General features: G+C 47.7%; 22 protein-coding genes and 1 pseudogene. 18 read left to right on the top strand and 5 right to left on the bottom strand.

Annotation, left to right across the window (positions count from 1 at the left end; all coding sequences use genetic code 11):
• The first annotated feature begins 57 nt into the window (after positions 1–57).
• The gene (locus BN3277_RS16800; RefSeq protein WP_059044524.1) at positions 58–498 is read left to right on the top strand and encodes a DUF6097 family protein; all 441 of its coding nucleotides are present in this window, start codon (positions 58–60) and stop codon (positions 496–498) included.
• 219 nt (positions 499–717) lie between these two features.
• Positions 718–1,416, top strand: a complete 699-nt coding sequence (gene sigK, locus BN3277_RS16795; RefSeq protein ID WP_059044522.1) for an RNA polymerase sporulation sigma factor SigK — start codon at positions 718–720, stop codon at positions 1,414–1,416.
• A 157-nt stretch (positions 1,417–1,573) separates the two neighbouring features.
• On the opposite strand, the gene BN3277_RS16790 is transcribed toward sigK, so the two are convergent.
• Positions 1,574–2,905, bottom strand: a complete 1,332-nt coding sequence (locus BN3277_RS16790; RefSeq protein WP_059044520.1) for an ABC transporter substrate-binding protein — start codon at positions 2,903–2,905, stop codon at positions 1,574–1,576.
• A 208-nt stretch (positions 2,906–3,113) separates the two neighbouring features.
• Between BN3277_RS16790 and BN3277_RS16785 the strand changes: the two genes are divergently transcribed.
• The 14 genes and pseudogenes from BN3277_RS16785 (at position 3,114) to BN3277_RS16720 (ending at position 19,743) form a co-directional block, all read left to right on the top strand.
• Complete coding sequence (locus tag BN3277_RS16785; protein ID WP_059044517.1) at positions 3,114–3,827, top strand: response regulator transcription factor; 714 nt, start codon at positions 3,114–3,116, stop codon at positions 3,825–3,827.
• A 40-nt stretch (positions 3,828–3,867) separates the two neighbouring features.
• Entirely contained in the window at positions 3,868–5,751 is a 1,884-nt protein-coding gene (locus tag BN3277_RS26310) for an ATP-binding protein (RefSeq protein WP_187380085.1), read from the top strand.
• A 181-nt stretch (positions 5,752–5,932) separates the two neighbouring features.
• Positions 5,933–6,252 (top strand): annotated as a pseudogene (locus tag BN3277_RS16775) (sigma factor-like helix-turn-helix DNA-binding protein); the annotation flags it as partial.
• A gap of 68 nt (positions 6,253–6,320) precedes the next feature.
• Complete coding sequence (locus BN3277_RS16770; protein ID WP_059044515.1) at positions 6,321–7,268, top strand: metallophosphoesterase family protein; 948 nt, start codon at positions 6,321–6,323, stop codon at positions 7,266–7,268.
• A 54-nt stretch (positions 7,269–7,322) separates the two neighbouring features.
• Entirely contained in the window at positions 7,323–7,946 is a 624-nt protein-coding gene (locus BN3277_RS16765; protein WP_059044903.1) for a YczE/YyaS/YitT family protein, read from the top strand.
• A gap of 146 nt (positions 7,947–8,092) precedes the next feature.
• On the top strand, positions 8,093–8,950 hold the full coding sequence (locus BN3277_RS16760; RefSeq protein ID WP_059044513.1) for an ABC transporter ATP-binding protein: 858 nt from the start codon (positions 8,093–8,095) through the stop codon (positions 8,948–8,950).
• Positions 8,943–9,599, top strand: a complete 657-nt coding sequence (locus BN3277_RS16755) for an ABC-2 transporter permease (protein WP_059044511.1) — start codon at positions 8,943–8,945, stop codon at positions 9,597–9,599. Before BN3277_RS16760 ends, BN3277_RS16755 begins: the two co-directional genes overlap by 8 nt.
• Positions 9,596–9,961 carry a GntR family transcriptional regulator gene (locus BN3277_RS16750; protein WP_059044509.1) on the top strand — a complete coding sequence of 122 codons (366 nt, stop codon included), beginning with the start codon at positions 9,596–9,598 and terminating at the stop codon, positions 9,959–9,961. Before BN3277_RS16755 ends, BN3277_RS16750 begins: the two co-directional genes overlap by 4 nt.
• 207 nt (positions 9,962–10,168) lie before the next feature.
• Positions 10,169–11,137 carry a LacI family DNA-binding transcriptional regulator gene (locus BN3277_RS16745; protein ID WP_059044507.1) on the top strand — a complete coding sequence of 323 codons (969 nt, stop codon included), beginning with the start codon at positions 10,169–10,171 and terminating at the stop codon, positions 11,135–11,137.
• Positions 11,138–11,365: 228 nt separating this feature from the next.
• Complete coding sequence (locus BN3277_RS16740; protein ID WP_059044505.1) at positions 11,366–12,319, top strand: ABC transporter permease; 954 nt, start codon at positions 11,366–11,368, stop codon at positions 12,317–12,319.
• 12 nt (positions 12,320–12,331) lie between these two features.
• Entirely contained in the window at positions 12,332–13,228 is an 897-nt protein-coding gene (locus BN3277_RS16735; RefSeq protein WP_059044503.1) for a carbohydrate ABC transporter permease, read from the top strand.
• Between the two features lie 108 nt (positions 13,229–13,336).
• Positions 13,337–14,971: an ABC transporter substrate-binding protein gene (locus BN3277_RS16730; protein ID WP_059044500.1), complete on the top strand. Its 1,635-nt coding sequence runs from the start codon at positions 13,337–13,339 to the stop codon at positions 14,969–14,971.
• A 20-nt stretch (positions 14,972–14,991) separates the two neighbouring features.
• Positions 14,992–17,460, top strand: coding sequence for a PfkB family carbohydrate kinase (locus BN3277_RS16725; protein ID WP_059044497.1), 2,469 nt, complete (start codon positions 14,992–14,994; stop codon positions 17,458–17,460).
• 3 nt (positions 17,461–17,463) lie between these two features.
• The gene (locus BN3277_RS16720; RefSeq protein ID WP_059044496.1) at positions 17,464–19,743 is read left to right on the top strand and encodes a GH32 C-terminal domain-containing protein; all 2,280 of its coding nucleotides are present in this window, start codon (positions 17,464–17,466) and stop codon (positions 19,741–19,743) included.
• Positions 19,744–19,835: 92 nt separating this feature from the next.
• Here the strand turns inward: BN3277_RS16720 and BN3277_RS16715 are convergent, their stop codons facing one another.
• Together BN3277_RS16715 and BN3277_RS16710 are read right to left on the bottom strand one after the other, a co-directional pair.
• The gene (locus BN3277_RS16715) at positions 19,836–20,360 is read right to left on the bottom strand and encodes a nuclear transport factor 2 family protein (protein ID WP_059044494.1); all 525 of its coding nucleotides are present in this window, start codon (positions 20,358–20,360) and stop codon (positions 19,836–19,838) included.
• Positions 20,361–20,472: 112 nt separating this feature from the next.
• Complete coding sequence (locus BN3277_RS16710) at positions 20,473–20,709, bottom strand: nuclear transport factor 2 family protein (protein ID WP_059044492.1); 237 nt, start codon at positions 20,707–20,709, stop codon at positions 20,473–20,475.
• 330 nt (positions 20,710–21,039) lie between these two features.
• On the opposite strand from BN3277_RS16710, the gene BN3277_RS16705 reads away from it, so the two are divergent.
• Positions 21,040–21,789, top strand: a complete 750-nt coding sequence (locus tag BN3277_RS16705; protein WP_059044490.1) for a DsbA family oxidoreductase — start codon at positions 21,040–21,042, stop codon at positions 21,787–21,789.
• A 42-nt stretch (positions 21,790–21,831) separates the two neighbouring features.
• Complete coding sequence (locus tag BN3277_RS16700) at positions 21,832–22,491, top strand: NAD(P)H-dependent oxidoreductase (protein WP_059044488.1); 660 nt, start codon at positions 21,832–21,834, stop codon at positions 22,489–22,491.
• Between the two features lie 60 nt (positions 22,492–22,551).
• Here BN3277_RS16700 and BN3277_RS16695 read toward each other — a convergent pair whose 3' ends face one another.
• Both BN3277_RS16695 and BN3277_RS16690 read right to left on the bottom strand, forming a co-directional pair.
• Positions 22,552–23,835, bottom strand: coding sequence for a glycoside hydrolase family 27 protein (locus BN3277_RS16695; RefSeq protein ID WP_059044486.1), 1,284 nt, complete (start codon positions 23,833–23,835; stop codon positions 22,552–22,554).
• Positions 23,836–23,944: 109 nt separating this feature from the next.
• Positions 23,945–24,826: an AraC family transcriptional regulator gene (locus tag BN3277_RS16690; RefSeq protein WP_059044484.1), complete on the bottom strand. Its 882-nt coding sequence runs from the start codon at positions 24,824–24,826 to the stop codon at positions 23,945–23,947.
• Positions 24,827–24,832 lie beyond the last annotated feature (6 nt).

Below are 24,832 nucleotides of genomic sequence, written 5' to 3'. Positions count from 1 at the left end.
TTCTTGCGTGATATAATACCGTATTGTGTGTAGATAACTGATGGGAGTTGATGATTAATGAATGCTGGAAGAGCCCTACTAAAGACGCTGGAGTTCAGTCAAGAGCTTAATTTGCTGCACAAGTATATTAAGCACAATGAGCTACCGGTGCCCTTAAGCGATTCCTTTGATCAGCAAGTGATGCTGATCGAGCAATATCTCGGGGGGAATGATTTTCAATCGATACATAAGAAAATGAAAAGGGTTAATCTTCTGTCCGGATTGTTTGCCCTGCCTGTATTGTTGGTGGTGGCTGCCGCTTTTATCTATGGGTCCTATATCGACCGGGATTACGATGTTTTCGGATTTTTTGTGGACCATCCCGTCATGTACCTTGTGCCTGCTGCGCTTATCGTAGTGACCCTGGTGCTGGCTGTGTATCATTCGACGCCGCGGCAGAAGCTGTATACCCGGATTTATCTAGAATTGAAAAGCAAACTAGGGCTGCAAGCTGCCTGACCCAATCGTAGAAATCACCTCTCATGCTTGAGGGGGACGAACATCAGATGGGAAGCAAAGACAGGATCGGAGATTGGCCGAATCCTGTCTTTTTGCGTTAAAAAGTGTTCTTTTTCCTCCGTACAGGCACGCCTAGGCCTCCGCCCACATACAATGAAATGACCCAAAATGAAGCGAGGTTGTACTCATTGTGATGTGAATCAGCAGGAGGTGTCATCTTTGCCCGGATTGTTTACCGCAATTGCTTTGTTCATTAAACAGCTGACTTTGCTCGTATCGTATGTGAAAAATAATGCGTTTCCCCAGCCCCTGACCGAGGAGGAGGAAACGAAACACCTACAGCGCATGGCGGAAGGGGACGCGGTGTCCCGCAATATCCTGATTGAGCATAACTTGCGGCTGGTGGCGCATATCGTGAAGAAATTCGATAACACCGGCGAGGATCTGGAGGATCTGATTTCCATCGGGACGATTGGTCTGATCAAGGCGATCGAGAGCTTTCGGCCGAATAAAGGGACGAAGCTTGCGACCTTCGCGGCCCGTTGTATTGAGAACGAAATCCTCATGCACTTGAGATCGCTCAAGAAAACACGTAAGGACGTCTCTTTGCACGATCCGATCGGAACCGATAAGGAAGGGAATGAAATCACCCTCATCGATATTTTGGGTACGGAAGCAGACGATGTGGTGGACCGGGTTCAACTGAAGATGGAGAAGAGCAAAATTTATCGTAACCTGGACATCCTGGACGCGCGGGAGCAGGAAGTCATTAAAGGACGGTTTGGCCTGGAGCATGGGGGAGAAGAACGGACCCAGCGCGAAATCGCCAAGGAGCTCGGCATCAGCCGGAGTTACGTGTCACGAATCGAGAAAAGAGCGCTCATGAAGTTGTATCATGAGTTTTATAAGAAGAAATAAATAAAAATTTCGGAAAAAGTTTTTCTATTAAGCACAGAACAGTTTAACCCAAAGGTAAAGGAGAGATCCATCACCTTTGGGTTAATTGTTGTTGGTTTGATCTAAGGATGTAGTCGGACAGGTGAACCCCCCTGGCCGACTATGTTGTTACAATAAACTATTTCTTTTGCTTCTTCACTGCATCATCAAGGCTTTTTTGAACTTCGGTTTGAATGGTAACAAGCGCTTTGTCTAATGTCTTTTTGTTGCTGATTACCTGCTTCACCTCACGATTCAGCACATTGGAGTACACGATTTGATTAAATGGACTCCCTTGGGGCTGGAGATAACGCGATGTTTCCAAGTTTGGCTTCAATTTATAGAAGGCCCCCAAGTTAATCCCATTGTATTCTTTACTATAATCCATACGTGTTAGGGAATACAGTAAAGGTTGTTCAGACATGAATTTAGCGTAATCGACTCCGTTATAAAATTTGATGAAATCCCATGCAAGATCTTGATTCGCGGAATTCGCTGGAATCGCCATGATCGAAAAGAGAATGAGACTTCGTGTCGTTGTTCGATCCTTCGGATCTGCGGGACCCGCTGCAATTTTTACGGTAAAAGGTTTATAGTTTGCTATAGCCTTTTTATCTGCCGTTACCCTCCTTAGATACTCAATGCTAGAAGAATCTATCTTCATTGCCGCTCTCCCCATAATAAAGGGATCTTCGCTATAGCTTTTACCACCTACATTCGATCCTTCGATGGCATTGGATTTGATCGCGGTGATCGCGGTACCATACACCTTTTTCCAAGAAGCTGTGTTAATTGTTGCCTTTAGGGTGTTAGGATTATAGCGAGCTAACCCTTCGGCATCGGCAATGTCATTGATTAGATAGGTATACTTATCAAGAGGATATTGAAGACCCCAAATACGAGTGTTTTTAGTTCCTCCAGTCGGGAACTTGGCAGCTAATTTCAATATCTCTTCCCAAGTCATTCCGTCCTTCGGCAAGGGTACATTATATTTCTTAAATAAGTCGGCATTGTAAAAAATCGATTGGGTTTCGAAGATGGGAGTTAATCCACCCAGTTTCCCATTCACTTTCAGTGCATCCAACAGTCCAGGGTAGATGGATGCCGTATCATAATGGTCACGCTTAATGAACTGCCCCAAATCTGCTAATTGGTTCTGCTTGGACAACTGCTTATAGTCAAGGGTGTTCAACATGATCACATCAGGTGACTGCTTGGAGATAAAATCTTTTAGATCTGACTTCCCATCCCATCCCACTTCTTTGATCTCTACATTGGGAAATTGTTGTTTGAACTGATTTACATCAAAGAAACTTTTGTTTTGGTACATCACCTTTAAGGTTTGCTTCGTGTCTGCCTGGATACTTGGACTTGCGGAAACTCTGTTAGTTAAGCTAGAACCCGCTGAAATAACCAAAATTATGAAGCTCAAGCTAACAATGAATGCCTTCTTTACCAACTGACTCTTCAAAATAAAACCTCCACTCGTTTTTGTTCGAACGATGATTCGCTTCTGCTGAACTAAGTATAGAAGAGAGAGCTTATCAGCAACCTACAAAACTTCTTATCATTTCCTTAATTTAAACTGACAATGATTTAATGAACTAACTATATCGCTTATAATGATAGTGCTACTCAATAAATATCTGCTAGCAAATAGGGAAGTCGGGAGAACATCAATGGCGACAAGCACGATTTTAATGGTAGATGACGAAGTGGAAATCATCCAGTTAATGAATATTTATTTCAAGAACGAAGGCTACAAGCTTCTGCAAGCATCGAATGGACTGGAAGCTCTTGAGATTCTACAGTCCCAGCAAGTCGATTTAATTGTGCTTGATGTCATGATGCCCAAGATGGACGGATTACAGGCCTGTATGAAAATACGAGAAACGAATCCCATTCCCATCATCATGCTCTCAGCGAAAGGCCAAGATATCGACAAAATATCAGGTCTCAGTATCGGTGCTGATGACTACGTGACCAAACCATTTAATCCACTCGAGCTGATCGCACGTATCAAGTCGCAGCTGCGAAGGATGAACCTATTCAACTCCATCCCGGCGAATGCTAACGAAATACATATCGAAAACATTGTTATTAACGTTGCGTCCCATACGGTTACAGTCGATCAGCAGGAAATCAAGTTGACTCCCCGTGAGTTCACACTCCTTCACACACTGGCAGTGAATAGAGGAAAGGTGCTGAGCATGGACCACATCTACGAGGAAGTTTGGAATGAGCCCTTTATGGAGTCAAAGAATAACGTGATGGTTCAAATCCGCAAGCTCCGTGAGAAGATCGAGGTTAATCCACGCGAACCACGAATTATCAAAACCGTGTGGGGGGTCGGATACAAAATCGAAAACGATCAAACCGCAAGGGGTGAGTAGGATCCAGATCAAATGGCTGTATACGATTCGTTGGAGATTAATGCTGATTCTGGTTGCTAGCTTTGGTTTAACAGGTGTTGCTCTTCTTTTGGGATATTTCATAGCTGGAGAACTGCAACAAGTCCCATACTTCGCTCCCCCGATCAATTGGATCATTAATCATGCAGGTTCCGTTCGCGTGCTGATCCTAGCCGGTATCATTCTCTTTCCTATGATGTTCTTCCTTGCTAGCCGCCGCTTGGTTCTGGATTTACACGACATCAACACAGAGCTGCAGGAAATATCGGCAGGTCGGTTTGGTGTTGTGACTATGGTCAAAAACAAGGATGAGTTAGGCGCTATCGCAGAAAGTTTAAATCAATTGAGTTACGAATGGGAGCGTTATCTAACAGAAATCACTCGTGGTCTAGAGGAGATCGCCAACGGGGAGTTCGATCATCAAATTCCAGAAATCTTAGGTAACCAACTTGGAGAGGTCGCTCACTGTATTAATCAGATGAGTACGCAACTGAAGCACTCGATCATGGAGGAGCGCAAGGCAGAGAAGACCAAAAACGACTTAATTACCGGTGTATCCCATGACCTGCGCACTCCGCTGACCTCCATTCTCGGCTTTCTCGAAGTCATTCAGGAGGACCGGTATCAAGATGAAGTAGAGATGCGTTATTACATCAACATCGCATATGAGAAATCCTTGGCACTTCGCCGATTAATCGACGAATTATTCGAATATACACGAATCAACAATGGCATGCCTCTGGAACTGAGCGAGATCGATATCGCCGGGCTCATCCGCCAGCTTGCTGACGAATTTGTGCCGGCTACGGAGAACGCAGGCATGGTAATCAGGATGAATATGCAAGGAGGAGAATTTAAGATTCAAGCGGACGGAGGATTGTTGGTAAGGGCGTACGAGAATATCATCGCCAATGCCCTCCAGTACGGGCGTGCTGGCAAATATATCGATATCGATATTGCTCAAGATAGAGATATGCTGGTCGTACGGATACAGAATTACGGCAACCCTATTCCAGAACAGGATTTGCCCTTTATTTTCGACCGCTTCTACCGGGTGGATCGCTCCAGGTCGAAGCAAACAGGAGGTACAGGCCTTGGTCTAGCGATCACAAAAAGCATTGTTGATGTCCACGGGGGATGCATTACTGCGCACAGCAACAGAAGGGCTACCATGTTTGAGACACGGTTCCCGATGTCTGGTCACAACAAGGGATATACGGCAATTTCGGGAGAAGTTCCTAATGATATGGGACGAGCGTCTACCGTTCTTGCCGAACAAGGCGTCTCGCCAAGGCAGAGAACATTCCCTCGTAAACGACGCCTACTCCAGACTAGTGTACCCGCGATATTGATGATCCTGTTGCTCGTCTGTACGGCGGTCTTATTTGGTATTAATTCTCCTTTCACCTCCAAATTCATGACTAAAATGGATACCAACCAGGACAATAACGATCAAGCTAATTTGCCAACAAAAGCTAGTAGCCCGATGGTGATTATTAACGGTGTAACAGACCATGGTTATACACTTCTTATTCATGATTACATGTTCAATGGTCAGAACTTACATATCCGTTACTCCATGAGACACACTGGACAATTTACGGATTCGGAATGGTCGACACTATCGGTGAAGCCGGACTTTAAATTAGATACTTCAACGGAACGAGCAGTTCCCGGCATCAAAGCCATGAATTTAGACACCATATTTGCCAATAACGGTACCCTCAGTTACGATTTCACGGAGGACCCTCCTCCAAGCAGTTTCACATTGAAACTCAATGTAAAAGGCTTAGACATAACCCCTGACTTTGCTCAGCAGTTTAGGCTCGACGGAGACTGGAGCTTCGAACTTCCTATTGAGCAAAATTATATTCTGAAATCTAACGGTCAAAGCTCACCTTTATAAATTTCTTCATGCAATGGCGGTGCAAGGATGATCCTTGCACCGCCACTTCCATTCCCCCCACCTTCTCCAGCAAGTCATGCATACGAATTTGCCGGATGCTTTTGATTTCTTATTCCAGGAATAGCCCAAGTGTAAGGGGGCCAGAAAATCTGCTGAAAACGTCGAAGTTTACTTTCACTGCTTGCACGATCCGATCGGAACGGATAAGGAAGGCAATGAAATCACCTTGATCGATATTTTGGGGACGGAAGCGGACGATGTGGTGGATCGGGTTCAACCCAAAATGGAGAGGAGCAAAATTTATCAGAACCTGGATATCCAGGACGAACGAGAGCAGGAAGTAATTAAAGGGCGGTTTGGCCTGAAGCATGGGGGAGAAGAACGGACCCAGCGTGAATCGCCAAGGAGCTCGGCATCAGCCGCAGCTATGTGTCACGAGTTGGGAAGCCTTTTTTGATATGCTGCATTTCGCATTTTGTGAAAGTTGACTCAATTCCTTAGTGAATTAAAATGTTTGGTTCGATTCGGCCGAAATTTACATATAGATGAGACGGTGAGGAGATGGGCGTATGGGGAAACAGTTAAAATTTCGCGAGGATGGTACCTTTAAGATTTTGCAGTTTACAGACCTTCATATCGGGGAAGGCGCGGAGAAGGATGAGAAGACGATTGCATTAATGAAACGTCTAATCGCCGAAGAACAGCCTGATTTTATTGTGCATACCGGCGATCATATCTGGTCTCATGCCAGCGAGGATCCGATTCCTAATTTCCGTCTTGCGATTTCCCCTGCGGTGGAATCTGGTATTCCATTCGCAAGTATTTTCGGCAATCATGACGCCGAAGTAAATGTTACGCGACAGCAGCTGTTGGATATTCTGCTTGAGCAGGAAAACTGCTTAACGCAGCCGGGGCCGGAGGAGATTTCGGGACTGGGCAACTTTCTGCTCACGGTTCATGGATCAAAGGAAGACGACGAGAAACTAGGGATGTACTTTCTGGATTCCGGCATCGAAGCGGCGAAGGAGATCGGTGGTTATGAGTGGATTCATACCGATCAAGTAGCGTGGTATCTCTCCGCCTCGCGCCAGATCACGAAGAAGCATGGAGCTCCATTACCTTCATTAGCCTTCTTCCATATTCCAATTCCGGAGTATGAGACCTCGTTAATCCGCGGTCGAGCGGTTGGGCACAAGTTTGAGAAGGTATGCTGCCCGGACCTGAATTCGGGGCTGTTCACCGCGATGCTGGATCAAGGGGATGTCTTTGCTACCTTCTGCGGGCATGATCATGATAATGACTTTATAGGCTGGCTCCATGGCATTCAGCTGTGTTATGGACGCGTAACCGGCTACAACACCTATGGCCGTTTGCAGCGGGGGGCCCGAATCATCGAGTTGCAGGAAGGCTCCCGTGAGTTTAGAACGTATTTGCATTTGGATGATGGCACGATTGTGCCGAGCCATGCTCGGTCCTGCTTATTTTACAGTCAAGCTATGGAAATTATGATACAATGACGTCGTTGATGGAGAGCAGCAGGAGCAAAATATCAAATGATTAGGACGGACCCGATGAAGAGATTATTCTTTAAAGTAGATGCAAAGAGACTGATCATCATGGTTTTTGGCAATGTATTTTTGGGGTTGGGGATTAGTATCTTTAAGCTGTCCGGCATGGGCAACGACCCCTTCAGCGGCATGGTGATGGCATTAGCAGAGTCTATTGGGATCGCTTATGCTCATTTTCTGATCCTGCTAAACCTGATTTTGTTTGTCATCGAATGGATCTTGGGAAGAAAATTTATCGGATCCGGGACATTCGTAAATGCGATTCTTCTGGGCTATATCGTTACTTTCTTTCACAATACCTCGCTACACCTGTTCGGCGAACCTCAGCTTTTATGGCAGCGGGTGGTCGTAGTGGCGATTGGGGTGGTTATATGCAGTTTTGGGGTGTCTCTGTATCAGACCTCGAATGTAGGAATAGCTCCCTATGATAGTCTGTCCTTGATTATGAAAAATCACTTCCCGAAAATCTCTTATTTTTGGCATCGGATGTTTACAGATGCCCTTTGCGCCTTGATCTGCTTCCTGGCAGGAGGCCTAATCGGTTTGGGGACACTCGTGTCCGCATTTGGCCTAGGACCCATCATCCATTTCTTTGATGTGAAATTTACGAAGAAGCTTTTGGCTTAGAGCATTCCTTAACTGTACAGAGGGCGCTTATCCATGACACTCGCCGACTTTTAGAGTCGGGCGGGTGTTTTTGTTATTGACGTTCCCTAAAATCGATGATATATTGTGCATACACGATATACACAATATTGAGGAGGGGGTACTCCATGCTGGCATTAGATATTCGCAATATCAACAAGAAATTCCCCAGCTTTGAGCTGAAGGATATTTCGTTCCAACTGGAAAAGGGATATATCATGGGCTTTATCGGGGTCAATGGGGCAGGGAAAACAACCACGATCAAATCGATCTTGAAGTTAACTCATATCGATAGCGGTGAGGTCCACATTCTGGGCAAGAACATGGCCGAACATGAGCTGGAGTTGAAGCAGGAGATTGGCTTTGCCTTCGGGAGCATCGATTTTTATACGCGCAGTAAAATCAAGACGTTGACCGATACCATTAAAAAGTTCTATGAAAATTGGGACGATCAGATCTACTCCAACTACATGCGGAGATTCAAATTGGATGAAAATAAAAAAGTCGCGGACCTGTCGACGGGCATGAAGGTCAAATACAGTTTGGCGCTTGCTTTATCCCACGGGGCCAAGCTGTTGATCCTCGATGAACCGACCAGCGGGCTGGATCCGGCTTCCAGGGATGATCTGCTGGATCTTTTTCAGGAACTGATCGCAGAAGGAGAAGTCAGCATTCTATTCTCCACCCATATTACCTCTGACTTGGAGAAGTGCGCGGACTTTATTACTTTTATCGCGAATGGGCAAATTGTTCTTAGCGGAGAGAAGGAAGAATTCAAAGAAGCTTATCTCCTGGTGAACGGTTCTAAGAGCCAACTGGACCAAGTCAAGGATCGGATGATTTCCTATAAAACGAATTCGTTTGGTTTTACGGGCTTAATCCAAGCAAATGACTTCGATCCGTCTTCAGGTATCAAAGCCGCCACCCCAAGCTTAGAAGATATTTTGATCTACTATACGAAAAAGGGGGAGAACCTCCATGGTTAACTTAATCCGAAAGGATATCCGACTGGGCGTACATCCGTTGTTTTTGATTATGCCTTTGTTGACCGGCGCTTTAATGTTTATCCCTGGCTGGATTTACTTCATTGTGATCTTGTATTTTTGCTGGATCACGATACCCAATATGTTTAACCAATTGAGATCGCAAAACGATTTGATGTTTACCTCGATGATGCCGGTCACGAAACGGGACATCGTGAAAGCGCGGATCTTTGTGATTGCGGGATTAGAATTAGCCCATGTGGTGGTGGCCTTGGTTTTTGGCTTGATCAGCCAACGCTTATATCCAGATTTGACCTACGTTTTCTTCCCGCCGAATTTGGGATTCTTTGGTCTCTGCTTGGCGATGCTGGCGATCTTTAACCTTGTGTTTATTCCCATGTATTACAAGACGGCGTATAAATTCGGGATGGCATTGTTAGCCTCCACTGTGGCCGCCACGTTATTTGCCGGGATCGCCCAGTGGATTGGGATTGCACATTCGGGGATGAACCGTATTTTTTATGGGACGGAAGCAAGCAGTGTGACACTACAAGCTGTCATTCTGATTGCAGGAATCGTCATTTTCTTCGGACTCACCGCCTTGGCTAATCAAATAGCAGTCAAACGGTTCCTTCAAGTGGAAATCCAATGAACGTAGCGATTTCCAATACCTCGGAGAAACCGATCTATCAACAGCTGTTTGAGCAGATTAGCGCGCAGATTTTAAAAGGGGAGCTGGAGAGCGGTTATATCCTCCCGCCCATTCGCCAAGCGGCCCATGAGCTGCGGGTTAGCGTCATCACCGTCAAAAAAGCATGGGAAGAACTCGAACGGCGCGGCTTAATTAACACGGTCACCGGCAAAGGATGTTTTGTAGCCGAGTTCTCTCCCGACGAGATGCAGCGCATACGTAACGAAATGGTCATGGAACAACTGGTGAATGAGGTGACCTTTTACAAGTCCTTTGGTCTTAGCTTAGATGAGCTGATTGAGCTGTTGAAAAAGGTGTATTAAAAAACGGATCTGTAGGGAACGCGTTAGAGTATGGGGAAGCATCCGGTATCAAGGGAGCAACAACAATCGAACAAAAAGCCGCAACAGCGGCTTTTTGTGTTTCGTACAACCTTAAATTTTAAGAATTTGAAACGTTTCCAAATTTATTATTGAAACGTTTCCACTTTGGTGCTATGATAGGTTCATAAGAGAACTCGGGGGGGTTATATGGCAAGCATTAAGGACGTAGCCAACTTAGCTGGCGTCGCCGTGGGAACCGTATCCAGAGTCATCAATAACTCGGGGGCGGTCAAACCCAAGACGCGCAGAAAAGTGGAAGAGGCAATCAGGGAGTTAAATTATATCCCCAATGAAGTCGCTCGAAATTTTAAGATGCAAAAATCCAAGATGGTCGCTCTCTTGCTTCCAAGTATCTGGAATCCCTTCTTCTCTGAACTGGCTTATTACATTGAGGATGAGTTGGATCAGGAAGGCTTCAAACTCATGCTCTGTAACAGCGGGGGCAAGCCCGAAAAAGAGCTGTACTACCTGGATATGCTTCGACAGAACAAAGTGGCAGGCATTGTGGGAATCACTTACAACGATATCGAAAATAATGTGAGCCATGATATTCCCATCGTAAGTATTGACCGACACTTTAATAAGAAAATCACCTGCGTGACTTCGGATAATTATGAAGGCGGACGTATGGCTTTACGGGAGTTAGTTAAAGCCGGTGCTCGAAAGCCTGCTTTTATCGGGAGCGTCACTTCCGTATTTAGCGAAACCATGAATCGAAAAAAAGGATTCATGCACGAGGCGGAGGCTCTAGGTATCGACTGCGTAGTTTACGAGAAGCCGGACCCTATTGTGGATGACGAAGCCTACTTTAATGAATTTTTTAATGAGCATGGTGACGTGGATGGCATTTTTGCCATTACGGATATGCTCGCTGCCAACTATATCGAAAGAGCACGTAAACGAGGTGTTCGTGTTCCGGAGGATGTCAAGGTCGTAGGTTATGACGGCATTCAGGACAATCCTTATTTTCACCCGATCTTGTCAACGATTAGACAACCGGTGGAAGAGATGGCGCGCATGGCGATTCGACTGCTATACAGCAAGATGGAAGGTGAACCTCTGATCGAGCAGGTCTATCGGATTCCGGTCACCTTCAAGCAGGGCGAAACAACTTGATTCCTTCAAAAGGAAAGAAAAACATCAGTTTATTCCGATTTCTATGAGAAACTGACGTTTTTCTTCTCAGAATTGGAAACGTTTCAAGTTTGAGTGTCTGTGCGATAAAAACTGCAAAACATCAAAGGTTTCAGTTGATGGATGGGATAGATTGCGGCCTTCTGCACATAACAAATTGGAAACGTTTCAAAATAGAAGATTATTTTACCATGGAAAGGGAGTATTTCAATGACCTCAAGAACCAGCGGGGGGGAACCAAGGGTGATCAAACCTCATGGGAATCGGAGATGGAGCCGGATCAAACGCGATTATGAGCTGTACCTGTTCCTGCTTCCCATTATTATTCTATATCTCATCTTCAAGTATTATCCGATGTACGGCGTCCAAATCGCCTTTAAGGATTTCTCGCCAAGTCAGGGGATCTGGGGGAGTGAATGGGTTGGGTTTCAGCACTTTATCGATTTTTTTGATTCCTATAACTTCTGGACCATCATTACCAATACGCTCTCCCTTAGTTTTCTATCGTTGATATTTGGCTTTCCGGCACCCATTATCATCTCCATTATGCTCAATCAGATGCTCGGCAAGAGATATAAGAAATTTGTTCAGACAGTGATCTATGCCCCGCACTTTATCTCTACCGTTGTGCTGGTCGGCATGCTGAACGTTTTTTTATCTCCCAACAGCGGCATCGTAAATCATATCATCACATGGTTTGGTGGAGAGCCCATTCTCTTTATGGCTGATGAGGGTTGGTTCCGTCCTTTGTATATCTTGTCCGGCATATGGCAGGAAACCGGATTTTCAACAATCATCTACCTGGCGGCGCTTGCCGGAGTGAATCCGGAGCTGCATGAAGCGGCAATTATGGATGGTGCGAGTAAATGGAAGCGAATCTGGCATGTGGACATTCCAGGGATCTTGCCAACGATTGTGATTCTGTTGATTCTCGCGTTAGGCAACATTATGAGCATCGGATTTGAGAAGGCCTTCCTGATGCAAAGCGATTTGAACTATGCCACCTCCAATATCATCCCAACCTATGTTTATGAAATGGGGATTCAGAAAGCAGAGTACAGCTTCTCCACGGCAGTAGGCCTGTTTAATTCGCTGATCAATATTATCCTGATTGTCACCGTCAATCGAGTCGCCAAGAAGTTGACAGAAACTAGCTTGTGGTAGGAGGGGTCCACCTTGAATTCATTGCTGAAAAGAAAAAGCAGAGGGGACGTATGGTTTGACGTAACCAACTATTCCCTATTAACCATCGTGATGCTGCTCGTGTTATTCCCGTTGTACTTTGTTCTGATCGCGTCATTTAGTGATCCCAACTATATCTACTCAGGAGAAGTTTGGCTGTTTCCCAAAGGCTTCACCTTGGATGGTTATGAGCGGATTTTTAACGATTCCTCCATTTGGATAGGGTACGCCAATTCGATCCTATATGCGACTTTAGGAACCATCATAGGGGTGGCCGTCACCGTATTTGCAGCCTATCCGCTGGCTCGTCGAGATTTGGTGGGGAAATCAGTGATTATGTGGTTTCTAATGGTCACCATGTTTTTTAGCGGCGGGTTGATCCCAACGTATTTGCTGATTAAGGATCTTCACATGCTGAACACGATTTGGGCGCTGGTGATCCCCGGAGCGGGCGGCGTATTTAATGTGATCATCGTAAGAACCTTCTTTCAATCGACCATCCCGGATGAAATGTGGGAAGCCGCTTCGATAGACGGATGTTCCAATACCAGGTTCTTCTGGAGTATCGTTCTGCCGTTGTCCAAGTCCATCTTGGCGGTCATGGTCCTCTATCATGTGGTTGGTTTCTGGAATGGCTTCTTTGACGCTTTGATTTACCTGAATGATGAGAGCAAGTATCCCTTGCAATTGGTGCTTCGCAACATCCTTGTCCAAAATCAGGTGAACTCGGGGATGATGATTGATGTGGAATCTTACGCGGCCAAAATGCGCGTCACCGAGCTGATTAAATACGGCGTCATCATTGTATCCAGCTTACCTTTGCTGATTTTATATCCCTTCCTGCAAAAGTATTTTGTTAAAGGCGTCATGATCGGATCGATCAAGGGCTAATAGGAACAAGCGACTTGAAGGGGGGGATGCGGGCTTAGGGCCATTTCATCGCAAGGAAACAATCGTGGGATTAAACGAGTAGGACGAAATCAAGGGAGGTTATGTTCAATGAAATCATGGTACAAAAAAGCGGGGATTCTTGCCTTAGCGGGAGCCTTTGTACTAAGTGGGTGTTCGGGTAAAGGGAACAGTAGCGAGGGTTCGAAGAACCAGGCCAATAGCTCGGTGGAAGACACGAATTTTAACAAGACCGGTCTTCCGATTGTAAACGACACCGTGACCTTAACCATGGTATCCCCAAAAGCGGCATTAGCGCCGGAATATTCCGAGATGGAAATCTTTAAGCGACTAGAGAAGGAAACGAACGTAAAGATCAACTGGGAGAACATTCCGGATACTGACTATACAGAGAAGAAAAACCTGCTCATTGCAAGTGGGGATTTGCCGGATGCATTCTACGCAGCCGGATTTACCGACTATGAGCTGATTAATTTCGGTAAAGACGGAACCATTATTCCTCTTGAGGACTTAATTGATCAATACGCACCGAACTTGAAAGCGCTTTTTGAACGTCGGCCGGACATCAAATCGACGATCACCGCACCGGATGGTCATATCTACGGACTTCCATCCTGGGAAGATAATAATCTGGGAACCAACCCGTTCTTTCATGTGATCAATAAAAGCTGGCTGGATAAGCTGGGGCTGAAAATGCCGCAAACCCTGGATGAATATACGGAGGCCCTGGTTGCTTTTAAAACTCAGGACCCCAATGGGAACGGCAAGCAGGATGAAATTCCGCTCAGCTTTATGCACATGCAATGGTGTATGGATATTGCCGGCATCTTTGGTGCATTTGGACTTCCGGATAACCTGGAGCATCGAGTCGTTCGCGATGGCAAGGTCATTTTCACCGCCACTCAGCCTGAATATAAAGAAGCGCTCAAATACTTCCACGAAAAATGGTACAAACAAGGTCTGATCGATCCCGAGTCCTTTACCCAGGACGCTGCACAGTATCTGGCTAAAGGTAAATCGTCGGATGAGACGCTGGGCTCCTATATCTGGTGGGAAATCGAAGAGGTTGTCGGGACAGAACGCAGTAAGGACTATACTCTGTTGTCTCCGCTGAAGGGACCCAATGGAGATCAGTTAATCGGACGCGCTAATGGCGGGGGGCCGGGACGCGGGTCTTTTGTGATTACGAAAGCAAACAAGAATCCGGAAATCACCATGCGTTGGATCGATCAACAGTATGAACCCTACATGGCCGCTCAAATCCATTGGGGGCCGCTGGATGTCGTGTTCGAGAAGGATGAAAATGGGAAATTGGTGAACCTGCCGCTTCCGGAGGGCACCTCTGCAGGTGAATTCCGTCAAAAGGTTGCTCCAGGTTCGGGCGGACCCGGCGTGATCACATTTGAGGACTTCGGCAAAGTAGTCGATATGGAACCACGTGCCCAGCAGCGTGCCAAGGATCTGGAACAGTATTACAACCCTTATATGGAGAAGGAAAACTATCCAAGCATCTTCTTTGAACCCGAGGAATTGGACAAAATCAACAAAATTGAGCCGGAGTTAATCAAATATGTAAATACACAAAGAGGGAAATTCATCGTGGATGGCGGCGTGGATGGGCAGTGGGACAGCTACGTCAAAACACTGGAAAAAATGGGCCTTAATGAATTAATGGAGCTCTATCAAACCGGGCTGGATCGCTATCATGCAAACCTAAATAAATAGACGATAGGTGGGGAGAAACCGTGCTAGATGTCATCGCAATCGGGGAAGTATTAATTGATTTTACGCCGGCAGGCCGTTCAACTGGAGGAAACGAGCAGTTTGAATGTAATCCCGGAGGAGCTCCGGCTAACGTGGCGGCTGCGCTATCCCGGTTAGGCTCCAAATCGGCTTTGATTAGCAAGGTGGGGGAAGATCAGTTTGGTTCCCTGCTGCATCAGACTTTGCAAAACGCCGGTGTGGATGTTGCCGGAGTTTCGTATACGAAGGAAGCGAGCACCACGCTGGCCTTTGTCCATTTGGACGACCACGGGGACCGATCCTTCAGCTTTATTCGGAAGCCAGGGGCGGACACCTTCTTGCAGTCCATGGATCTTCCGCACGAGAAAATCGTGAACAGCCGAATCTTGCATTACGGGACGGTATCCATGACCCATGAACCGGCTCGTACCGCAACTAGAACGGCGGTTCTTCAGGCGAAGGAAGCGGGCGTTCTGCTCTCCTTTGATCCGAATATCCGGTTCCCGTTATGGGAGAGCCCGGAAGAGGCCAAGCAGCACATCCTTTGGGGAATGAAATACGCCGATATTCTGAAAATCTCCGAAGAAGAGCTTTCCTTTATTACGGGGACTCACGATATCGAAGAAGGATCCCTGAAGCTGGCGCAACAATTTGAGATTGCGTTGATCGTCGTCACTTTGGCGGAAAAAGGCTGCTACTACCGGATCGGAAGTAAAGACGGCTATGTCTCGGGGTTTCAAGTTAAGGTCGTTGACACGACGGGCGCCGGAGATGCTTTTCTCGGATGCTTGTTATTTAAAATCCTGGAGGCCGGAAGCCCTCTGAAAGATCTGACTCCCTCGCAGATTACGAACATGCTGACTTTTGCAAATGCCGGCGGAGCGCTGGTCACAACACGGAAAGGGGCTCTGAGAGCCATGCCAACAACCGAAGAGATTCATCAGATGCTAGAGTCCAATCCTCAGCTTAAAGAAGAAGATCTATTTAGACCGGGGTTTCACTTCTCCCCGCCATCTCATTGGTTAAACGACCCTAACGGATTGGTTTATTACGAAGGAAGCTATCATTTATTTTATCAGCACCATCCATACGGGAATCAATGGGGTCCGATGCACTGGGGCCATGCAGTAAGTAAAGATCTTGTTCATTGGGAGCATCTGCCGATCGCTTTGTTCCCGGATGAACATGGCGCGATTTTCTCCGGATGTTGTGTGGTGGATTGGAAGAATAGCAGCGGATTGTTCGAAGATTCCCATGGCTTGGTGGCCATCTTCACCCATGCGGATACCCATCCGGAAACCGGGCAGCCCCGCCAACGGCAAAGTTTAGCTTACAGCAGCGATAAGGGGTTAACCTGGCACAAATACGAAGGAAATCCCGTTCTCGCCGAGGAGGAGCTGGTTGATTTCCGCGATCCGAAGGTGTTCTGGCATTCCGAAAGCGAACGTTGGATTATGGTGCTTGTGGCGGGGGATCATGTTCGGTTCTATCAATCTCAAAATCTATTGAAATGGTCCTTGTCCGGTGTATTCGGTAAGGAAGAAGGGTCCCATGACGGTGTTTGGGAATGCCCGGATCTGTTTGAATTGCCGATAGGCGATACCGGGCGTTCGAAATGGGTGCTTATCATCAGTATTGGCGATCATCCCAAGGGTCCAGAAGGATCCCGTACGCAATATTTCATCGGAGAGTTTGATGGAAAGACGTTCATTAATGACAATTCGGCTGATCACATCCTGTGGCTGGATTACGGGAGAGACAATTATGCCGGGGTCACCTGGTCGGATCTCCCGGAAGAAGACGGACGGCGAGTGATCATCGGATGGATGAGTAATTGGAAATACGCCAACGAGACGCCTACGGGGGCCTGGCGAGGCGCAATGACTTTACCCCGCGTCTTGTCATTAACGGAACAGGATGGGAGTGTCGTATTATCCCAAATGCCTGTCCGGGAAATCGAGCAACTGCGTAAAGCGTCATTGCGTTGGGAGGAGATCACGGTTACGCGAGAAGCTCCTTTTTGGCAGAACGTGAAAGAGGATTTGCTTGAAATGGAAGTGGATCTCGATATCCGGTCTGGCGAGGAAGTGCTGATCAGGTTGAAATCCTCAGAGAAGGACGAGGTAATTGTCGGTTATGATCCCGGGAATCAATGGCTCTTCATCGATCGTACCCATTCCGGGGTTACGGATTTCCATCTGTCATTCGCTAGCAAGCATGGGGCTAAAATGGCGGCGATAGACGGAAAGATCCAACTGCATCTTTGGCTGGATCGCAATGCGGTTGAAGTGTACGGGAATCAAGGTCTCGTTGTATTGACGGATCAAATTTTTCCGAAAGTTCCGTTGGATCAGGTTGAAATCATCACGAGATCCGGGGAGGTTGTACTGGATTCCGTTCAGATCCATACCCTGAAATCCGTTGAAATTCCCTACGCTTTTCCAAAGCAAGTGGCGTGTCAGGAGGGATAATCGATGAGTCAGCTCACGGGTGAGCAAGGATTAATGATGCATTGGGCTTTTGATGAAGGAGCCGGAAGAAGTGCTCTGGAACAGGTATCCCAATCGCGGGATGAGATTCAGTATGTATTGAATCAAGCCGAATTCACTGAACCCGTTGATCCGCAGTGGAGACAAGGCGTAGTAGGAAGCGGGCTCCTGTTCGATGGATATTCAACTTCGATCGCCCGGCCAGCTAGTGAATTAGACAGGAATCGGGGGGCGGAGCCGTTGTCAGCCCTGAGCATAGGGGTGTGGGTGGCGCCACGCTCCTATGATTGGGGGTATGAAGGGAAACTGGCTGCTATTGTGAACCGTCACAATAGGGAATGCGAGCAGGGATATCTGCTTGGCATGTTCCGACACGGCCGCTGGTCCTTTCAGGTGGGGCTTGATCAAGGAGGCTGGAAGGAAGTTTGGTCACCGGACGGCGATGAGCTGCCTAAGCATGAATGGTCTTACGTAAACGCTGTTTTTAATGGGGAGCAAGGCGTAATCAAGCTGTTCTTAAATGGCCGGGAAATTGCTTCGTCAGAGGTTCCTGTTGGTTCCCGAATGGTTGAGGCTGTAGGCACGGATCTACTTATCGGCAAAAATAATCACAGCAGCCGATGGGCGGGAGTATTTCATCTCCAGATGTTTAGCGGGATCCTGGATGAGCTGAAGATCTATCGACGGGCATTAAGTGGAGAGGAAATCGCCGCATCGTATCGGCAAGTGCTGGATTCCCTGTATGGCGGCATCATACCTCAGGTGCCCTATGATGAGATTAAGCTGGATCGGACTCCGCTGTTGCTGGATCGGCATAGGCCGCAGTATCATGCCAGCCCCCCTGCGCATTGGATGAACGAACCGCATGCACCGATTTATTTTGAAGGGCAATATCATTTGTTTTATCAGCATAATCCGTTAGGGCCGTACTTCTATCAGATCCATTGGGGACATTGGGTGAGTGAGGATCTTGTCCATTGGCGTGACCTTCCCGTAGCCCTGGCCCCTGAGAAGGATCAACTTGCCCCGGACGGAATTTGGTCAGGCAGTGCCACGTATGATGCGGAGGGTTTGCCAGTATTGTTCTTTACAGCAGGCAATGACAGTGCTTCGCCTAATCAAAGCGTGGCTCTTGCTCGGAGCACGTATCCAGCCGATGGTAACCCGGATTTGGTTCGTTGGGTCAAGCATCGGGAGCCGCTTATCGTACAGCAAAAAGGGATAGGGGCGTTTGGAGATTTCCGCGATCCGTTCGTTTGGAAGGACGATGACGGTTGGTATGCCTTGGTCGGATCGGGGATCGAAGGCGAAGGCGGGGCCGCGTTGGCTTTTGTTTCGAAGGATATGTTGAACTGGACGTACAAAGGACCGTTTTTCCAAGCGGATCTTCAGAAGTATCCTTATCTTGGACCAATCTGGGAGCTACCGGTGCTGCTTCCGCTTGGCACGGATAAGCAAGGGGAGAACAAACATCTGCTTCTGGTCAGTCCTGTGGGAGAAGGTGCGGATGTTGAGGTGTTTTACTGGATTGGGCGGCTGGATAAGGAGGAGCTTTCGTTTATTCCAGATCAGGAGGAACCCGAGCTGATTGATGTTGGTGATTTCCATTTCACCGGCCCGAGCGGCATGGTGGACCCGAAGACCGGCAGAAAAATCATCTTCACGATAGCCCAAGGGGATCGGACGTCCGAACTGGAATATCAATCGGGCTGGGCCCATAACGCCGGGTTACCATTAAGCGTGTATTTACGGGATGACGGGCGGCTGGGAATCGAGCCGATCCAAGAATTGCAATCGCTGCGCGGAGAGAAGCGGCTGTCGCTTCGGGACAATTCGCTCGCCGAGGTAAATGAACGGCTCCAAGAAGTTCAAGGCGACATGCTCGAGATTCAATTGGAAATCGAACCGGACAGCGCCGAACAATTCGGAATCAAGCTCCGGCGGACTCCGGACGGGGAAGAAGAAACGCTGCTCTATTATGATTCGAAGCAATCGATGCTCCTGGTCGACCGAACGAAAACGACGCTGCATCCGGGAGAACGATGTAGAGGGATCCAGGGCGGCAAGCTGGAGCTCGCGGGCGAGAATTTGAGGCTGCACCTTTATCTGGACCGTTCCATGGTCGAAGCTTATGCCAACGGCCTAAAAAGCTTGACCACCCGGGTCTATCCAAGCCGCAGAGATGCGCTGGGGCTGGAGATTTGGGGAGATGGAGAACTCGTTGTGAGGTCGATGGAAGTGTGGGAAATGAAGTCGATCTGGTAGAGAGTTGCAGAGTGATTTGTATGACAAAGTCCCTCCCTTAAGCGCTCGAATCGAGCACGAAAAGGGGGGACTTTGTCTATTTTAACCAAGCGTTAGTTGCTTACCACAGGCTCCCCAGTTACAGGATCAGTATGAGGATCCCAGTTTGCCAGAGGGTCCATCCGGAACCGCGTCAACTTCATGCTGCTGATCTTCCATACGCCGCCCACTTTTCTATACGTTTCGCGATACTGGCCGTACCCATTATGTCCTGGATACGCCTCCTCCGTATCGGGGAAGGTCAACAAGTCCTCCATTGCCCAGATGGCTTTCGCATTCTCCTTATCGATCATTTGAATCTCGGGCATATGTCCGTGGTGGACCGAAGGGGCTTTACCCACCAGTCCGGCAATCATTTGGGCGAATCCTACTCCGCCTCCGGGATATTCGGCTCCATCCGCTTCAATTTGAGCATCCGCCGTAAATAGATCCGCAAAATCCGCCCATTTCTTCTCATCGGTATAACGGAAATAGCGGGCTTTCAATTGTCTGATCTGTTCCATATCTTCCATACGTTGAACTTTTTCTTCAAGCTCAGCGACTTTCGCTGCAAGCTGGTGGTCGGTGTAGACTGACATCTTGATCACGTCCTTTGGTTTATTTAGTTATATTTAAGGGGATACCTTTACTTTCCGGTTACGGGGTCTGTATTTGGATCCCAATTCTGTAGAGGCTCCATCCGGAAGCGAGTTAACTCCATGCTGCTGATCTTCCAAACGCCGTCCACTTTTTCTCATCCACAAAACGAAAATAGCGAGCTTTTAATTGTTTAATCTGTTCAATATCTTCGAGGCGTTGAATTTTCTCTTCCAACTCATTAAATTTAGTGACTTGCTGCGACTGTATATGTTGATCTGACCATCCTGCGATGATCAGTAAGATTAGACCTAACGTCAGACTAATCATGAACTTCTTGTTTTTTATCATCCTTCTAGGGTCACATCCTTTTAATCGTATTGAATCCATAGTTGCCTGAACATGAATCTCCTGTTTGCAGCTACATGATTGACAACAACCTTTCTCGTTTTAGTAAGTGAGTAGCAGGTGCATCGGCCTCGAGACCCACTATAACAGGCATTATTTTTTTTCGTAAGGAGGCATTTTTTTTAGGTTTGCTTTAAAAATATAAAGTCATCGACCCTGCTTTATTTTTCTAAAGCATATAGAAATAAATCGCCTTCTTATCATTCATTTCATTACCTGCTATAGTTGGCCTCGAGGATAATCACATTATGAATTTCTTGAGGAGAATGAGGCATGAAAGTTGAAGTATGGACAGACATGGTATGTCCGTTCTGTTATATCGGCAAACGTCATCTTGAAGCAGGCTTAGCAAAGCTTGCCCATCCCGAAGCCGTAAACATGGTTTATCGGAGCTTCGAGTTGGATCCGGATATGGAGGTGAATCCTTCGGATGATGTATACGGGTTAGCTGCCGCAAAAAAAGGATCGACCCGTGAACATATGAAGGCCATGCAGGTAATGATCTCGAAACGTGCTGAACAGGTTGGCTTAACATTCAACTACGATACAGCGAAGCCTACCAATACGTTTAACGCACATCGTCTCCTGAAATATGCAATGAAATGGGGCAAAGGGGATGATTTGATGGAGAGACTATATAAGGCCTATTTCACGGATTCCTTACACCTGGGGGATATCGATACTTTGGTGGAGATTGCTGTACAATCCGGTTTAAGTCGAACTGATACGGAGGCGATACTAGCGAGCAATCAATTTGGGGATGAAGTACGGGCGGACGAGCTGGAAGCAAGTCGTCTAGGGATAAGAGGGGTACCTTTCTTCGTAATCAACGATAAATATGCCATCTCCGGCGCACAACCCGCTGAGGTATTTATCGAGGCGTTACAGCAAGCCTGGAAAGAGGAAAACCCATTTGTTTCATTTCAATCCGCTTCCCTAGATCCGGATGCTGCCCTATGCGAAGAGGGTTCGTGTGAAGTTCCCAAAAATTCAACCGACGGTAACAAATCATCCTCCAGATAAATCGCATAAGACAACAAATATTTTAGAAAGTGGGATCATAAAATGGATGTCTCTGTAAGAAAAAAAGAATTGTTAGAAACCTACTATTACCGCCATGCGACCAAAGAATTTAACCCCGAGAAGAAAATCTCTGAAGAGGATTTTCAATTTATTCTGGAGGCGGGTCGTTTATCCCCCAGCTCCGGCGGGAATGAGCCTTGGAAGTTTATTGTTGTACAAAGCCCTGAATTTAAAAAGGAATTAGCACCGCTTGTATCTGGAGGGGTGCGCCAGCTTCCTACATCAAGTCATTTCGTGATGATCTTAGCCCGAAAGAACCTTACTTTTGATTCTCCTTATTTGGTGGAGCATCAGACTCAAGCTTTACAGATGCCTTTAGAGATATTTCAAAAAATGAAGCCTGCCTATGAGCAATTTTATGAAGATTTGCACCTGGACACGGATAGAGCTTTGTTAGACTGGGCCTCCAAGTCAACCTACATCGCATTGGGAAATATGATTACGGCTGCGGCGCATATTGGAATCGACTCCTGCCCGATTGAAGGATTTGACCTGGATGCCGTCAATGATCTTCTTCAGAAGAAGGGGTTGCTAGGAGACGATGAATATGGCATTAGTGTCATGGTGGCCTTCGGATATCGCGCTCGGGAAGGACGTCCGAAGAGAAGAAAACCCATCCATGAAATCGTTCAGTACGTTTGATGGATTTATGCATTTGACGAAGAGATCTGCCTTATTGCGGGCAGATCTCTTCTTTGTTTACTAATCTAACCGATATAGACAAACTCCATGCGACGGTATGGTGGTACGAAGTCCACCTGCTGCCGTAAGCTCCGCTGGCGTTCCGCTCCATAGCTCGCTGCCTGAGGTAACGTGCGTCAATTCGATCTGCTCCAGAGGGAGGTCCAGTGGTAGCGGGCTCTCGCTTAGATTAAATAGAGCAGCATAATGGAATCCTTCCGGATGTTCGGCCGTCCAAACGAGGAGTTCGTCTTGGCGGACAGCCTCCCTGGCACCGCGGCTTTCCCGGTGCATGCGCAGCACTTCACGATTGGTCAGCAGCGAGAGCGTCCACTCGTCGTTATCCCGTAGTTCGCCGCCAAAGATGAGCGGTGAGCGGAAGATACTCCAAAGCGACATCATTGTCAGTTGTTCATCGCGCGTGAACCGGGTCCAGCGGTCCGCCCCACCGCCATCAACCGAGCGTATGCCGATGTGGCCAAGCGGCAGCATGTCGCAATCCGGCCAAGAGCCAGCTTGCGGTCTGCCTTGCCAGGCCCGGCAGCGGTCGAACATGTCCCGCAAAAGCGGCCATTGGTCCCAGAAATCGTCTGTCATCCGCCACATGTTAGCATGCTCGGCGAAGAAGGTTGCGTATTCCCCTGGAGCCGGCCCGGGCGATAAGCTTAGCACCATGGGCCGGCCACATCGTTGAATCGCTTCGGATATCATCGCGATTTCCGATTGATGGGTGTCGTATAACCTGGAAGCGGCGATATCATCCACTTTGACGAAGTCAACACCCCAGGAGGCGTACAAGGCAAATAGCGAGTCGTAATAGGCCTGGGCTCCTTCTTTGGAAGCATCCACGCCATACATATCTGTATTCCAAGGACAGATGGAATTCGGATGCGCAATATCGCGCGCTGTTGCGGTAGTCCCCAGGATAGGTGTGGCGGCATGGACGGCTTGGCGCGGGATGCCGCGCATGATATGAATACCAAATTGCAAGCCGAGGTGATGTACATAATCAGCTAAAGGTTTGAAGCCTTGGCCGCCGGCGGCGGAGGGGAAGCGATTCTCCGCGGGCATAAGCCGAGAGTAGTCGTCCATGACGAGGGGAGCAAACGGGCGATATTGGGAGGAACGGGCGTCCGGCTCGTACCACTGTATATCGACGGTGATATAGCTCCAACCAAAGGCTTTGAGATGCTTCGCCATGTACTCTGCGTTCCCCCGAATCTCTTCTTCTGTGACAGCCGCGCCATAGCAGTCCCAGCTGTTCCAGCCCAGCGGCGGAGTAGGTGCAACAAGCTGATGGTCCATTTGATATAACTCCTTTATGAATGATAATTGCTCTATTCACGTTCATCTTAATCAAGGAGTTAGGCAATATCTATAGTAACTTTGAGACGACGATAGCAATATATTGCGCTTAATCGAAGAACAGCTTGCGATAGGACAGGCTTTCGCTCCCGCTGCGGAACTCCCCTGGCGTAAGTCCTGTCAAACGGCGGAAGGCTTTAATCAAGTAACTTCCGCTGGAATAGCCAATCTGTTCGGCAATCACCTCAATACTAAGCGTGGTTTCACGGAGCAGCTCCATGGCCTTTTCCGTACGGACCCGGGTCAAGTAAGCGCCAGGTGTAAGACCCGTACTGTGCGAAAACCGGCGGATCAAGTGGTACTTGGACAGGGAAACATGCTCGGAGAGTTGATCGATGCTGATCATTCGCGCATAGTTGCCCTCTATAAATTCGGCGGCACGCTTGACGCTTTCCGGCCAGTTCTCTTGATCTTTCCGCGACATCACCTGCATTCGGGCCAATTCCGTTGCAAACTGGTAAACGCAGGATGATGCGATGTAGGGATCGGAGATTCGACCAGCCCCTGCATCAGCAACGATCATTCGGGCCAACCGAACGGGGGCTGCGTCTACGGGGAGATGAGCAACTTCCCCGGCTTCGCTTAGGAATCTCCGCCATAGAGGCAGCACTAGATTCGGCCGGAACAGCAGGAATAGGAACTCCCATGGTTCTTTCGAATCCGCGGGGTAATAATAGCGATGAGAACTCGGGATTTCGGCGAGGAATGCTTGTCCGGCGTTGACGCGGTGAGTCCGCTCCCCCGACTCGAATACACCTTCACCGGAGAATGTGTACTGGAACAGCAGCAAGGGCCCGTCGGTCCGCTCCAATCCGTCCCATCGATAGGAAGGATCGGTGATGGAATCATAACCGGCAGCAAACAAAACGCATAGCGGAAGCTCCTTATCTTCAGTGAATCGGAAACCATAAGTTCCTTTGGGGATGTTCATGGGGAT

Source organism: Paenibacillus rubinfantis (assembly GCF_001486505.1).
Classification (GTDB): Bacteria; Bacillota; Bacilli; order Paenibacillales; family Paenibacillaceae; genus Fontibacillus; species Fontibacillus rubinfantis.
Note: the sequence above shows the minus strand (reverse complement) of the source record. Positions and strands in the feature narration are given on the sequence as shown.

Bases quoted from the DNA above. Each gene is read 5' to 3' on its own strand.
- BN3277_RS16745 (WP_059044507.1), top strand. From the start codon at position 10,169: ATGGCAAGCATTAAGGACGTAGCCAACTTAGCTGGCGTCGCCGTGGGA.
- BN3277_RS16715 (WP_059044494.1), bottom strand. From the start codon at position 20,360: ATGTCAGTCTACACCGACCACCAGCTTGCAGCGAAAGTCGCTGAGCTT.
- BN3277_RS16785 (WP_059044517.1), top strand. From the start codon at position 3,114: ATGGCGACAAGCACGATTTTAATGGTAGATGACGAAGTGGAAATCATC.
- BN3277_RS16705 (WP_059044490.1), top strand. From the start codon at position 21,040: ATGAAAGTTGAAGTATGGACAGACATGGTATGTCCGTTCTGTTATATC.
- BN3277_RS26310 (WP_187380085.1), top strand. From the start codon at position 3,868: ATGCTGATTCTGGTTGCTAGCTTTGGTTTAACAGGTGTTGCTCTTCTT.
- BN3277_RS16690 (WP_059044484.1), bottom strand. From the start codon at position 24,826: ATGAACATCCCCAAAGGAACTTATGGTTTCCGATTCACTGAAGATAAG.
- BN3277_RS16740 (WP_059044505.1), top strand. From the start codon at position 11,366: ATGACCTCAAGAACCAGCGGGGGGGAACCAAGGGTGATCAAACCTCAT.
- BN3277_RS16720 (WP_059044496.1), top strand. From the start codon at position 17,464: ATGAGTCAGCTCACGGGTGAGCAAGGATTAATGATGCATTGGGCTTTT.
- BN3277_RS16765 (WP_059044903.1), top strand. From the start codon at position 7,323: ATGAAGAGATTATTCTTTAAAGTAGATGCAAAGAGACTGATCATCATG.
- BN3277_RS16730 (WP_059044500.1), top strand. From the start codon at position 13,337: ATGAAATCATGGTACAAAAAAGCGGGGATTCTTGCCTTAGCGGGAGCC.
- BN3277_RS16710 (WP_059044492.1), bottom strand. From the start codon at position 20,709: ATGATAAAAAACAAGAAGTTCATGATTAGTCTGACGTTAGGTCTAATC.
- BN3277_RS16800 (WP_059044524.1), top strand. From the start codon at position 58: ATGAATGCTGGAAGAGCCCTACTAAAGACGCTGGAGTTCAGTCAAGAG.
- BN3277_RS16755 (WP_059044511.1), top strand. From the start codon at position 8,943: ATGGTTAACTTAATCCGAAAGGATATCCGACTGGGCGTACATCCGTTG.
- BN3277_RS16770 (WP_059044515.1), top strand. From the start codon at position 6,321: ATGGGGAAACAGTTAAAATTTCGCGAGGATGGTACCTTTAAGATTTTG.
- BN3277_RS16700 (WP_059044488.1), top strand. From the start codon at position 21,832: ATGGATGTCTCTGTAAGAAAAAAAGAATTGTTAGAAACCTACTATTAC.
- BN3277_RS16695 (WP_059044486.1), bottom strand. From the start codon at position 23,835: ATGGACCATCAGCTTGTTGCACCTACTCCGCCGCTGGGCTGGAACAGC.
- BN3277_RS16760 (WP_059044513.1), top strand. From the start codon at position 8,093: ATGCTGGCATTAGATATTCGCAATATCAACAAGAAATTCCCCAGCTTT.
- BN3277_RS16750 (WP_059044509.1), top strand. From the start codon at position 9,596: ATGAACGTAGCGATTTCCAATACCTCGGAGAAACCGATCTATCAACAG.